This is a genomic window from Quadrisphaera sp. DSM 44207, from assembly GCF_900101335.1.
Lineage (GTDB): Bacteria > Actinomycetota > Actinomycetes > Actinomycetales > Quadrisphaeraceae > DSM-44207.
Genome location: NZ_FNKA01000001.1, coordinates 662093 through 674827 on the forward strand (window position 1 = coordinate 662093; position 12735 = coordinate 674827).

The window sequence follows — 12735 nt, forward strand, 5'->3', positions numbered from 1 at the left end:
CCGCGGCTAGTGGTCGGCGGCGAAGCGGACGGCGACCTGCTCGGCGGTGAGGACCCTGGCGTAGACCGCCGCCTCGTCCAGGGAGCCGGTGAACGCGGACGCCGCGGGCGCGGGCGTGAACGCGTACGCGTCGCCGCCCGCCCAGCGCCAGTGGCCCTGCGCGGGGCCGGCGGCGGCGGTGTCGGCGCCGGAGGCCACCTGGACGCCGTCCAGGTACAGCCGCGCGCCACCGGCGCTGCTCGACGTCGCCGTCGCGAGGTGCCACTGCCCGTCGGACCAGTCGCGGCCGGTGGGTGACTGCACCGGGGTCCTGCCGTCGCCGGCGGTGAACGCCACCGCGCCCGCGCCGGTCACGTACAGGGTCGGGCCGCGCGAGGTGGACGTGCCCGTCGCGGCGGCGCTGAAGCCGACGAGCGGGCCCCCGTCCGCGCCGTCGGCCCTGAACCAGACCTCCAGGGTGACGGGGTCGGAGCGGGCCAGCAGCGGGCTGGTGATCGTCGCGGTCTCCACGGTGCCCGAGCCGTTGCGCAGCCGCACGGCGGTGCTCGACGCCTGGTTGCCGATGGCGGTGCCCTCCAGCGCGCCCCGCACCCCCAGGGCGAAGCGCGGGAAGCGCCCGTAGGTGCCCGGCTCGGCGCCCTGCGCGTCGGCCACGACCCGCAGGGGTGCGGGGTCGTCGAGCCGCCAGTGCAGCTGCGGAGCGTCGGAGGCGACCAGGCCGCGGTAGGCCGCGGCGGTCCTCGTGCGGGCCTGGGAGTGCTCCACGACCTCCTCGGGCGCCAGCACCCGGGCGTAGACGGCGACCTCGTCCAGGGCGCCGGTGAACTGCTCCGCCACCTCCCCGAACGCGAGGTTCTCGTGCTCGACGGGGGCGGTGCCGAGGCGCCAGTGGCCGGCCGCGGGCGCCGGCAGGGTCCCGATCAGCCCGGCGTCGAACACCTCCGTGCCGTCGACGTAGACGACGAGGTCCTGCTCCGAGCCGTTCGGCTTCGGCGGGGCGTCCTGCCGGACGGTGGCGACGACGTGGTGCCACGCGGGCGCGGCCGTGCTGCCGGGGGTGAAGATCTTGGGGTCCCCCGCGTCGGCGCCGCACTGCTCCTGGTGGACGGTGGCGCCGCCGGCGTCCGTCTGCCTCACCAGCACGCACGCCTGGCCCTTCGGGTCGACCCACATCTGCGCGGCGCCACCGGTGGTCTCGGTGCGGGAGTCGGTCAGGCGCAGCAGCGAGCCCCCGGTGGAGGTCCTCACCCACGCCTCGAGGGTGAAGCCGGTCCGCGGGGCGTAGTCGACCGGCGTGTCCGTGGCGGCGTAGCGGTCCCCCGCGAACAGCACCGCCGTGCCCGCCGCGTCCCCGGTGATCGCGTCGTCGGACGTCACCACGGCGTCCGTGGGGCCGGTGTAGCTGCCCGCGGGGCCGGCTGCCGCCGCCGCCGTGCTGGTCCCCGGCGCGTCGTCCAGGCGGTGGTGCAGCAGCGGTCCGTCCGCGAGGACCGTCTGCGGGTAGCTCGGGAACGCCGCCTTCGTCGCGACCCGGTTGCCGCTGCTGGAGGTGGTGGCGACGAAGGCCGCACGGGCCTCGCCCGGTGCGACCACCGCCGCGCCGAGCAGCACCACGGCGAGGGCCCCAGCGGTCGCCGGGTGCGCCGGCAGCGCCCGGGCGGCGCGGCGCCCGCCGCGGTGCGCCCGGGGCCGTCGCGACCCGCCGCGGCGCGGCGGCGCCTGCCGGCGCGTGCGGTCGGCCCGGGCCCGCACGGCGCGGCGGGCGACGAGCACGAGCGCGGCGGTGCCGAGCAGCAGCGGCCCGTAGGCCCCCTGGTGCAGCCACAGGGCGGGCAGGCCCGCCGCCGGCACGCGCACGACGGCGCGGCCGTGGACGGCGGTGGGCTCGACGGGCGTGGAGTCGGGGTGCTCGTTGGCGTCGCCCCGGGTGACCAGGCGGCCGTCGGGGCGGACCTCGGCGACCCGGTGCACCAGCGACCCGCCGGGCCGCACCGGGTCGTCCACGACCACGACCTGGCCGGCTCGCACCCGGCCCGCCCGCACCTGGCCGGGGCCGACCGGTGCGGACACCACGACGTCGCCGGGCTCGACGGCCGGGCGCATGGACCCGGACAGGACGACGTCCGAGCGCCACCCCAGCGCCACCGGCACCAGGGCCAGGGCGAGCAGCCCCACGAGCAGCGACAAGCCGGCCCAGCAGGCGCCGTCCAGCAGCAGCGCGCGCGAGCGACGGCTCACGGCTCCTCGACGCTCTGGGCTTCCCAGACCACCTTCAGCGTGGTCGTCTTCCCCTGGATCGTCGCGTCGTAGCGGTTCTTGGGCAGCGCGTACGTGAAGCGGTAGCTGCGCTTGTCGCCGGCCGCCAGCGGCACCCACGTGCCGTGGCCGCTGGTCCACCCGGTGCCGATGCCGCGCAGCTTGCCGCTGTAGACGGCGGGGCCGGCGGCGGTGAACGCGGCGCACGTCGCCGAGGCCGTCCCCTGCTCGACCGCGAAGTCGAGCTCGCCCGCGAGCGCGGGATCGCCGGTGACCTCGCCGAAGACCCGCACGCCCTGGCTGGCCACGGTGCCGCCGTAGGTGACGGTGACGCAGCCCGCGCCCCGCTTGCCGGGGACCATGTCGGCGACGGTGAACGCGGCCGCGTCGGCGTCGTCGTCGGTCAGCACCACCTCCCCCGTCGTCCACGCGTTGCCGGGGTTCTCCGTCTGGTCGAAGAAGGCCGCGTAGGAGGACTCCCACACGAGGAGCCCGCTCACGACGAGCCCCAGGGGGACGGCGACGGCCGCGACGGTGGCGCGGCCGGTGCGCGGCGAGGGGTTCACGGCGGCTCGCCGCCCCGGACGCCGGGCGCGGCGGCTGCGGACGGGTCGATCGGTGGTCATGGTGCCTCCTCGGGCGGACGGCATCCGATCGGCAGGGCGGCGAGGGACCTTGAGCGGCACGGGACCCCGAGCGGCGCGGGACCCCGAGCGGCGCGGCGCCCCGGCGCGCGAGGGCTCCAGATCCCCCGCCCGCGAGCCGACAGGAGGGAGGAGAGGTGCCGGAGCGGGAGGAGGTGCGGGGTGCGGTCGCTGGTGGTGCTCCTGCTGGTCCTCGCGACCGCCCTCGGGTCCGCCGCGCCCGCTGCCGCCGCCGAGGAGGTGCGCCTGTCCTCCGACGCCGGCGGGCCCCTGTTCCCCACCGGCGCTCCCCTGGCCCCCGGCTCGTCCTCCCGCTGCGCGGTCCTCGCCTGGACGGCGAACCCGGGCGGCCGCTCCCTGGTCCTCTCGGCGCGGGCCCAGGGGGCCCTGGCCGCTCACCTCGGCGTCGTGGTCGAGGTGGGCACGGGCGGCTCCTACGCCGAGCCGGGGTGCACGAGCTTCCAGCCCGGCGGCGCTCCGGCCTTCAGCGGCACCCTGGCGCAGCTCGCGGCCGAGCCGGCGCCGGTGGCGCTGGCGGCCCTGCCGGCGACGCCGGGCCGCCTGACGCTGCGCGTCCTCGTCCGGGTGCCGCGCGACGACACGGCGTCCGGCCTGAGCGCCACCGGCTCCTTCACCGTCCGCGCGTCCGGGGACCCCCTGCCGGCGCCCGCGCCTGCGCCGACCCCGCGGCCGGAGCCGACCCCAGAACCCGGGCCGACCCCAGGACCGGAGCCGACGCCGACGCCGACCCCTGAGCCGACGCCGACCCCTGAGCCGACGCCGACCCCTGAGCCAGCCCCGACGCCGGAGCCGGCCCCGCCGCCGTCCTCGGGAGGTTCCCCGAGAAGCGCCCTGGGAGGCGCCCCGGCCCCCGCGCCTCCCCGGGTCGTGCTGTCCGCGCCCGCGGCGCCGGGAGGCGACCCGATCCGGATCCCGCAGGTCCCCCTCGCCGACCCCGGGCGCGCGCCGACGGCGGACCCCGACCCCGCGGGGACCGCGGACGCCGACGCCGACGCCGGCGCCGACAGCGAGACCGGCAGCGACGCCCTCGCCGGCACCGACGCCGTCGCCGGCGTCGGCACCGGCGACGGCCCCGGCGGCGACGCGGTCACCCTGCCCCTGACCAGCGGCGGCGAGGAGGACGAGGGCCTGCTCGACCGGGTCCTCGGCGGCGACGTCGCCGCAGCGGTCCGCGAGGCGCTCGCGGCGCCCGTCCAGGCGGTGCGGGAGGCGGCCACGGCGGTCGCGAGGGTGGCGGTCGCCTCCGCGGCGCCCGCGGCCCGCGGCGCCTCCTGGGGCCTGAGCACCCTGCTGCTGCTGGCCCTGTTCCTCGCCGTGCAGCACCGCATCGACGCCCGCGACCCCAAGCTCGCGCTGGCCCCGGTCTCGGCCGACCCCGACCTCCCCTTCGACGAGCGGTACCCGTCCCCGACCCCAGGAGCCCAGGGATGAGCGCGCAGCAGGCCGGGGACGTCGGTCTCGTCCCCCTGATGGACCGCATCCGCGGCCTGGAGGCGTGCCGCCCGGTGCTGGCGGTCGGGGCGCTGGTCGCGCACCTGGTCTCCGGCGCCGCCCGCCCCGAGCTGACCGTCCTCCTCCTCGTCGCCAGCGGCGCGCACCTGGCCCTGACGCTCCCGACGCTGCTCGCGCCCCGGCTGCGGCGCGCGAGCGCCGTCCGGCTGCACGGCCTCGCCCTGCTCCTGGACGGCGTGCACCTGGCCGTCGTCGCCTACGGCGTCCACGGCTACGGGCACCCGGTCCTGGCGCTGCTGCTGGTCCACCTGGTCTCGGTGACCCTGCTCGGCTCCTTCCGCAGCGGCTTGAAGGTGGCCGTGTGGAACAGCCTGCTCATGGCCGTCACCCACCAGCTGCAGCTGGAGGGCGTCGTCCCGGCTCCCGCGGCGACCGACGGCCGGACCGTCGTCCTCGCCGTCGCGGGCGTGTGGCTGGTGACCACGACCACGGCGGTGTTCGCGGCGGCGAACGAGCGCGAGCTGCGCCGCCGCACCTACGACGCCGCGACCCTCGCCCGGTTCTCCCTGCGCCTGGAGGCCTCCCTGGAGCCCGCAGAGGTCGCCGCGACGCTCGCCGGGGCCGTCACCGAGGACTTCGGCCTGGCGCGGGCGGTGGTCCTCGGGCCCGGCCCGGAGGTCCTGGAGCGCCTGGCCGGCGCCGGGGACGCCGTGCGGGCCGAGGAGGACGAGGAGCCCGGCGCGCCGGGCCGCCGCAGCGCCGTGGAGGACCACATGGTGCGCACCGCGATCGCCGAGCACCGCAGCGTCCGCGTGCCCCGGCTGGACCCCGCCCGCGACCCCTGGCTGTCCGCGGCGCTGCCCGGTGCGCGCAACCTGCTGCTCGTCCCGCTCTACGCCGACGGCACCGTCGTCGGCGTGCTGGCCGCCGAGCACGGCGGCCGGCGCGGGGCGCGGGTGGAGCGCCGGGCGCTGGAGGTGCTCGAGCGCTACGCCTCCCACGCGGCGCTCGCCCTGAGCAGCGCCCGCCTGCTGGTGCAGGTGAGGCGGCAGGCGGAGACCGACGGCCTGACCGGGGTCGCGAACCGCCGCACGTTCGACCGGACGCTGGCGCAGGAGCTGGCGCGCGGGGCCGCCGCCGGCCAGCCGGTGACCCTGGTCATGGTCGACATCGACCACTTCAAGCGGCTCAACGACGCGTTCGGCCACCAGACCGGCGACCTGGTGCTGAAGCGGGTGGCGCACGCGCTGGAGACCGCGGTGCGCCGCAGCGACCTGCTCGCCCGCTACGGCGGGGAGGAGTTCGCCGTCGTGGTGCCGGGTGCCTCCCCGGAGGAGGTCGTCGAGATCGCCGAGCGCCTGCGCGCCGCCGTCCGGGAGGCCTCCTCCGACCCCGCCGTCACGGCGAGCTTCGGGGTGGCCACCGCGGTGGGCGCCGCCGCGACGCCCGAGCGGCTGCTCGCCGCGGCCGACCAGGCGCTGTACCGCTCCAAGGAGGGCGGGCGCGACCGCGTCACCGCGGCGCTCCTCGACTGACCCCCGCCCCCACCTCCACCGTGATCTTGCACGTCCGGTCGGGAGCGGCGCCAGGGCCCGGCTCTCCACCGCCGAGTCGGACGAACGCGGCCTGCGCCGACCTGCGAGGGGTCAGCGCGCCACGGGGGTCAGCGAGAGCGTCAGCGCGCGCCGTCCGGCGTCGGAGCGGGCCGTCGCGAGCCGCTCGGGGCTCGGGCGCCCGTACTCGGTGGTCCGCTGGACGGCGGGGCGCCCGATCCCGGCGGCCACGTCCTCCAGCTCGGCGATGGTCTTCAGGGACCCGTTCTCCGAGCCCGCCATGCGGGAGATCGTCTCCTCCATCAGCGTGCCGCCGAGGTCGTCGGCGCCGCCGCTGAGCGTCGCCCGCGTGCCGACGACGCCGAGCTTGACCCACGAGGTCTGCACGTGGTCGATCCGCCCGTGCAGCAGCAGCCGCGCGACCGCGTGCACGGCGCGGTTCTCCTGCACCGAGGCACCGGCGCGGGCGACGCCCGCGAGGTACAGCGGCGCGCTCTGGTGCACGAACGGCAGCGGCACGAACTCGGTGAACCCGCCCGTGCGGTCCTGCACGGCCGCGAGGGTGCGCAGGTGCGCCACCCAGTGCGCGGGGGTGTCGACGTGGCCGTACATCATCGTCGAGCTCGACCGCAGGCCCACCTCGTGCGCGGTCGTGACCACCTCGATCCACGTGGCGGCCGGCAGCTTGCCCTTCGTGAGCACCCAGCGGACGTCGTCGTCGAGGATCTCCGCCGCGGTGCCGGGGACGGAGTCCAGCCCCGCCGCCTTCGCCTCGGTGAGGAAGTCGCGGATCGACAGGCCCGTGCGGCTCGCGCCGTTGACGACCTCCATGGGCGAGAAGGCGTGCAGGTGGATGCCGGGCCGGCGCCGCTTGACCTCGCGCGCGAGGTCGAAGTACGCCGTCCCCGGCAGGTCGGGGTGGATCCCGCCCTGCATGCAGATCTCCGTCGCCCCGGCCGCCCACGCCTCGTCGACGCGGTCCCCGACCTGCGCCATCGACAGCGTGAACGCGTCGGCGTCGGTGCGGCGCTGGGCGAAGGCGCAGAAGCGGCACCCGGTGTAGCAGACGTTGGTGAAGTTGATGTTCCGGTTCACCACGTAGGTGACGTCGTCGCCGACGACGTCGCGCCGCACGGCGTCCGCGAGCGCGCACAGGTCCTCCAGGTCCTGGCCCTGGGCGGAGAACAGCGCGAGGTACTGCGCGTCGCTCAGCCCGGCCGGGTCCTCGGCCGCCCGGCGCAGGGCGGCCCGCACCTCGGGCTCGCTGCTCCCCGCAGACGTCGCGGGTGCCGCGCGCACCTGCTCGCGCAGCGCCTCCCAGTCGCCGTAGACGGCGTCGAAGTCGCTGCGCCTGTCCTCCGTGCGCCCGGTGGTGTCCACCTCCACGTGCAGGTCGACGCGGCCGGACCCGGCGGCGTCGAGGGAGCCCCACGCGGCGTCCGGCTCCTGCCACGGCAGGCCGACCGGACGGCGTCCGGGCACCGCGAGCCCGTCGGGGCCGGCGAGGGCCCGCACGTGCGGGCGCACCCGCGGGTCCAGCCACGGCTCCTCGGCGAGCACGTGCTCGGGCTGGGCGGCGAGGCGCTCGCGCAGCTCGAAGCCCGCCTCGCCCGACCAGCGCGCCAGGTCCTCCAGGTGGGGCCAGGGGCGCTCGGGGTTGACGTGGTCGGGGGTGAGCGGGCTGACCCCGCCCCAGTCGTCGACGCCCGCGCGCAGCAGCAGTCCCAGCTCCTCGGGGTCCGAGAGGTTCGGCGGCGCCTGCACGCGCACCTTCGGCCCCAGCAGCAGGCGCGCGACGGCGAGCGCGGCGAGGTACTCCTGCAGCTCCAGGTCGTCCGCGGCCTGCATCGCCGTGCGCGGCTTGGCGCGGAAGTTCTGGACGATCACCTCCTGCACGTGCCCGTGCCGGCGGGCGGAGGCGCGGATCGCCAGCAGCGACTCGACGCGGTCGGCGGGGGTCTCCCCGATGCCGAGGAGCACGCCGGTGGTGAACGGGACGGCGCAGCGCCCGGCGTCCTCGATCACCCGCAGCCGCACGGCCGGGTCCTTGTCCGGGGAGCCGAAGTGGGCGGCGCCGCGCTGCTCGAACAGCGCCCGCGACGTCGTCTCGAGCATCATCCCCATGGACGCCGCGACGGGCTTGAGGCGCTGCAGCTCCTGCCAGGTCATCACCCCGGGGTTCAGGTGCGGCAGCAGCCCGGTCTCCTCCAGCACGCGCACGGCCGCGGCGCGCACGTAGCCGAGGGTGGAGTCGTACCCGTGGGCCTCCAGCCACTCCCGGGCGGCGGGCCAGCGGTCCTCGGGGCGGTCCCCGAGGGTGAACAGGGCCTCCTTGCACTCCAGCGCCGCGCCGGCGCGCGCCAGCTCCACGACCTCGTCCGGGGAGAGGTAAGGAGCCTCGCCGCGCTCGCGCAGCTGCCCCGGCGTGGTGACGAAGGTGCAGTAGTGGCAGCGGTCGCGGCACAGGCGCGTGAGCGGGATGAACACCTTGCGCGAGTACGTCACGACGCCCGGGCGCCCGGCGGTGGCCAGGCCGGCGTCGCGCACGCCGCCCGCCGCCGCGAGGAGGCGGGCCAGGTCCTCCCCCGCGCCCAGGCCGCGCGCGTGCAGCAGGGTCTCGGCCTCAGGAGCGTCCAGCGCGCTGCCGGCCTCGGCGCGCTTGAGGGCCCGTCGGATCGCGGAGGCGGTGGGCACGAACGGGGAGGAGTCCGGCATCCCTCGACTCTACGGACGGCGCGCGCGGGCGGCGCACCGACCGATCCCGCCGACCGCTCTCGCCGACCGCTCCCGCCGCCCACCCCGCCCGTCGCCGTGATCTTGCACGTCCGGTCGCGCACCGGACCGGACGTGCAAGATCGCCACGGGGATCGGGTCAGGACGGGGGCGCGGCCCAGCCGGGCAGGACGACGTCGCGCTGGAGGTCCTGGCGCACGTCCTCGGGCAGGAACGCGGCGTCGAGGGCGTCGAGGGTGACCTGGCGGAAGTCCTCCCAGCGCCACCCCGCCTCCTGCGCGAGCAGCACCATCTCGTCCGTGAGCGTCGTGCCGGTCCACAGCCGGTCGTCGCTGGAGAGCGTGATGGTGAACCCCAGGTCGCGCAGCGCCGTCACCTGGTGCCCGGCGATGCTCGGCGACGTGCCGGTCTGGGTGTTGGAGCGGGGGCAGACCTCCAGCGGCACCTGGCGGTCGCGCACGAAGGCGGCGACCCGGCCGAGCGCGTTGGTCACGCCGTCCCCGGCCCGCACGTCCTCCAGCACCCGCACGCCGTGCCCGATGCGCTGGGCCCCGAGCGCCAGGGCGTCGGCCACGGACTCCGGCCCGACGGCCTCCCCGGCGTGGATCGTGAACGGGAGCAGCTCGGCGCGCAGCAGCGCGAAGGCCTCCGCGTGCCGGGAGGCGGGGAAGCCGATCTCCGGCCCCGCGACGTCGAAGCCGACGACGCCGGCGTCGCGGCGCGACAGCGCCAGGCGCGCGGCCTCGAGGCTGCGGTCGGCCTGGCGCATGGCGCACACGATCGCGCCGGTGCGGATCGGGGTGCCCGCGGCGGCGGCCTCGGCCTCCCCGGCGCGCAGCCCGGCCAGGACGGCGTCGATCACCTGCTCCATGCTCAGGCCGCCCGCGGTGCTCAGCTCCGGCGCGAAGCGGGACTCGGCGTAGACCACGCCGTCGGCGGCCATGTCGAGGACGAACTCGCGCGCCACGCGCTGCAGGGCGTGCTCGGTCTGCAGCACCGCGCCCGTGTGCGAGAACGGCTCGAGGAAGAGCTCGAGGGAGCCGGAGTCCGCGGCGGCCTGCACCCACGCGGCGAGCTCGTCGGGATCGGTGCGGGGCAGCTCGTGGCCGGCCTCGTCGGCCAGCTCCACGAGCGTGGCGGCGCGCAGGCCGCCGTCGAGGTGGTCGTGCAGGACGACCTTCGGGGCCGCCGCCAGCTGCTCGCGCGAGGGAGCGCTCACGCGCGCTCGTCCTCGTCGCCGCCGGCGCCCGGGTACTCCTCGTCGGCGTCGGGCAGCGCGCGCCCCTGCTCCAGGACGTCGGCCACCTCCGCCTCGTCGGGCAGGGCGTCGTCCCCCCGCGGGGTGGCGGCACCGCCCTGCTCGAGGACGTCGGCGACCTCCGCCTCGTCGGGCAGGGCGTCGTCGCCGCGGGGGACGGCGGCGCCGTCCTCCTCCGGCGCGACGGGCTGCTGCTGCTCGACCAGGTCTGCCTCGTCGGCGGTGGGCTCGCTCACGCGGGCCAGCCTAGGGGGCCAGTTGCGCCGAGCAGCCGCGCGGCCGGGGGCCCCCGACCTATGCTCGCCGCGTCGGACGTCACGGACGGTGCAGAGGAGTTGCGCAGCGTGCCAACCAGTGCCGGGTCGCGGCTGCGCCGCGTGCCCCCGGCGGCGCTGCTGGGGGTGCTCGCCCTCGGTGCCGCCGGCTGCTCGGGCGCCTCGCCCGCCGCGCAGGCGGCCCCCGCCCCCGTGCGGGCGCCCCTCGTCTCCGACGCGCCGACCGTGGGCACCCCCGAGCCGGGCGCGGACCACGCCGCCTTCACCATGCCCAGCGGCAACATCACCTGCCTGCTGGAGAAGGGCGCCGGCGCCGCCGACGCCGTGCGCTGCCAGATCGCCGAGCGGTCGTGGACCCCGCCGCCCCAGCCGGCGGAGTGCACCAGCGGCTGGGGCGACGGCGTGACGGTCACCGAGGGCCGCGCGGAGGTCACCTGCGCCGGCGACAGCGTCGCCGGCTGGGTCGAGCCGGGCACCGACGGGCCGGTGACCCTGGCCTACGGCTCGGTGATCACCCTGGGTGATGTCACGTGCGAGAGCCGCGAGGACGGCGTGCGCTGCTCGGACACCACCACGGGCGCCGGCTTCGTCCTCTCCCGCGCCCGCTACGAGCTGTTCGGCGGCTGAGCCGGCCCGAGGCCGGACGCGGCCCGGGTCGAGCGCGGCCCGAGGTCGAGCGCCGCTCAGCCGATCCGGTCGAGGACCAGCGGCGGGCGCAGCGCCGTGCCCGGGCCCGGCGCCGGGCCCACCGTCACCTGCCCGGCCAGCGCCTCCAGCGCCCGCCCGACGCGCCCGGGGGTGTCGGTGTGCAGGGTGAGCAGCCGCTGCCCGGCGCGCACGGCGTCCCCGAGGCCGACGTGCAGCTCCACGCCGGCGCCCGCCTGCACGGCCTCCCCCTGCCGCGCCCGCCCGGCGCCGAGGCGCCAGGCCGCGACGCCGACGGCGTGGGCGTCCAGGCGGGTCACGACGCCGTCGACCTCGGCGCTCACGTCGTGCGCGTGCCGCGCGGCGGGCAGCGGCGCGTCGGGGTCGCCGCCCTGGGCCGCGATCATGCGCCGCCAGGCGTCCATGGCGGAGCCGTCGGCGAGGCGGTCGGCGGGGTCGACGCCGTCCCGGCCCGCGGCCGCGAGCATCTCCCGCGCCAGCGCGAGGGTGAGCTCGACGACGTCCGCGGGGCCGCCGCCGGCGAGCACCTCCACCGACTCGCGCACCTCCAGGGCGTTGCCGGCGGTGCGCCCGAGCGGGGTCGACATGTCGGTCAGCAGCGCCACCGTGCGCACGCCGGCGTCGGTGCCGAGGTCGACCATGGTCCGCGCCAGCTCGCGGGCGTCGTCCGCCGTCTTCATGAAGGCGCCCGAGCCGACCTTGACGTCGAGGACGAGCGCGCCGGTGCCCTCGGCGATCTTCTTGCTCATGATCGAGCTGGCGATGAGCGGGATCGACTCCACGGTGCCGGTGACGTCGCGCAGCGCGTAGAGCTTCGCGTCGGCGGGCGCCAGGCCGGTGCCGGCGGCGCAGACCACGGCGCCGACGTCCTCGAGCTGGCGGAGCACCTCCTGCGTCGACAGCGAGGCTCGCCACCCCGGGACGGACTCGAGCTTGTCGAGCGTGCCGCCGGTGTGCCCCAGGCCGCGCCCCGACAGCTGCGGGACGGCGACCCCGCAGGCCGCGACGAGCGGCGCGAGCGGCAGGGTGGTCTTGTCCCCCACCCCGCCGGTGGAGTGCTTGTCGGCCGTGGGGCGCGAGAGGGAGGAGAAGTCCAGCCGCTCTCCCGTGGCGATCATCGCCGCCGTCCAGCGGGCGACCTCCCGGCGCGTCATGCCGTTGAGCAGGACCGCCATCGCCAGCGCCGACATCTGCTCGTCGGCGACGTCCCCGCGGGTGTAGGCGTCGAGCACCCAGTCGATCTGGCCGTCGGACAGCTCCCCGCGGTCGCGCTTGGTGCGGATGACGTCGACGGCGTCGTGCGCGGCAGGCGGAGCGGGGGTCATGGTCGTGATCCAAGCACCCGCTCCCCGCGGCCCGTGCGCCGCGCTTCGCGGGCGGAGCGCGGCGCAGGGACGTCGTCCAGGTGCCCTTCGCGGGCGGAGTGCGGCGCGAGGGACCTCAGGAGCCGGGGCGGTCAGCGCTGCCGCAGGTCGCCCGGGCCGAACGCGTCCGGGAGCAGCTGGTCGAGCGCGCGCACCCCCGAGGTCGTCTCGAGCAGCAGCTCCGGCCCGCCGTGCTCGAGCAGCAGCTGCCGGCAGCGCCCGCAGGGGGAGACGGGCTCGCCGTCCCCGCCCACCACGCAGACGGCGACCAGGCGCCCTCCGCCGGTGGCCGCCAGGGAGCTGACGAGCCCGCACTCGGCGCACAGCGTCACCCCGTAGCTGGCGTTCTCCACGTTGCACCCGACGACGACGCGCCCGTCGTCCACGAACCCGGCGGCGCCCACGGGGAAGCGCGAGTAGGGCGCGTAGGCGCGGCGCACCACGGCGCGCGCGGCCTCGCGCAGCTCGTCCCAGTCCACCTCGCGCGCGCCCCCACCAGCTGCGGCGGCCACG

Annotated in this window: 10 protein-coding genes; 3 read left to right on the top strand and 7 right to left on the bottom strand. The window is 77.6% G+C overall.

The window, feature by feature from the left end; translation table 11 throughout:
* Window positions 1–6: 6 nt before the first annotated feature.
* Together BLS82_RS03070 and BLS82_RS03075 are read right to left on the bottom strand one after the other, a co-directional pair.
* Window positions 7–2238, bottom strand: a complete 2232-nt coding sequence (locus tag BLS82_RS03070; RefSeq protein WP_092861447.1) for a LamG-like jellyroll fold domain-containing protein — start codon at window positions 2236–2238, stop codon at window positions 7–9.
* Window positions 2235–2882, bottom strand: coding sequence for a hypothetical protein (locus BLS82_RS03075; RefSeq protein WP_092861449.1), 648 nt, complete (start codon window positions 2880–2882; stop codon window positions 2235–2237). Before BLS82_RS03075 ends, BLS82_RS03070 begins: the two co-directional genes overlap by 4 nt.
* 180 nt (window positions 2883–3062) lie before the next feature.
* On the opposite strand from BLS82_RS03075, the gene BLS82_RS15190 reads away from it, so the two are divergent.
* Both BLS82_RS15190 and BLS82_RS03085 read left to right on the top strand, forming a co-directional pair.
* Window positions 3063–4352 carry a hypothetical protein gene (locus BLS82_RS15190; RefSeq protein WP_143028729.1) on the top strand — a complete coding sequence of 430 codons (1290 nt, stop codon included), beginning with the start codon at window positions 3063–3065 and terminating at the stop codon, window positions 4350–4352.
* On the top strand, window positions 4349–5908 hold the full coding sequence (locus BLS82_RS03085) for a GGDEF domain-containing protein (protein WP_092861453.1): 1560 nt from the start codon (window positions 4349–4351) through the stop codon (window positions 5906–5908). The genes BLS82_RS15190 and BLS82_RS03085 overlap by 4 nt, the downstream gene beginning before the upstream one ends.
* Window positions 5909–6019: 111 nt before the next feature.
* On the opposite strand, the gene BLS82_RS03090 is transcribed toward BLS82_RS03085, so the two are convergent.
* The 3 genes from BLS82_RS03090 to BLS82_RS03100 all read right to left on the bottom strand — a co-directional run bounded on the left by BLS82_RS03090 (window position 6020) and on the right by BLS82_RS03100 (window position 10153).
* Entirely contained in the window at window positions 6020–8641 is a 2622-nt protein-coding gene (locus BLS82_RS03090) for a bifunctional FO biosynthesis protein CofGH (protein ID WP_092861455.1), read from the bottom strand.
* 157 nt (window positions 8642–8798) lie between these two features.
* Entirely contained in the window at window positions 8799–9878 is a 1080-nt protein-coding gene (locus BLS82_RS03095) for an adenosine deaminase (RefSeq protein WP_092861457.1), read from the bottom strand.
* Complete coding sequence (locus BLS82_RS03100) at window positions 9875–10153, bottom strand: hypothetical protein (protein WP_092861459.1); 279 nt, start codon at window positions 10151–10153, stop codon at window positions 9875–9877. The genes BLS82_RS03095 and BLS82_RS03100 overlap by 4 nt, the downstream gene beginning before the upstream one ends.
* A gap of 108 nt (window positions 10154–10261) precedes the next feature.
* On the opposite strand from BLS82_RS03100, the gene BLS82_RS03105 reads away from it, so the two are divergent.
* Window positions 10262–10819, top strand: a complete 558-nt coding sequence (locus BLS82_RS03105; RefSeq protein WP_143028730.1) for a DUF6636 domain-containing protein — start codon at window positions 10262–10264, stop codon at window positions 10817–10819.
* Between the two features lie 56 nt (window positions 10820–10875).
* On the opposite strand, the gene BLS82_RS03110 is transcribed toward BLS82_RS03105, so the two are convergent.
* Both BLS82_RS03110 and BLS82_RS03115 read right to left on the bottom strand, forming a co-directional pair.
* A complete protein-coding gene (locus BLS82_RS03110) occupies window positions 10876–12183 on the bottom strand; it encodes a thymidine phosphorylase (protein ID WP_092861463.1) in 1308 nt (435 codons plus the stop codon).
* A gap of 131 nt (window positions 12184–12314) precedes the next feature.
* Window positions 12315–12734, bottom strand: coding sequence for a cytidine deaminase (locus tag BLS82_RS03115; RefSeq protein ID WP_092861465.1), 420 nt, complete (start codon window positions 12732–12734; stop codon window positions 12315–12317).
* Window position 12735 lies beyond the last annotated feature (1 nt).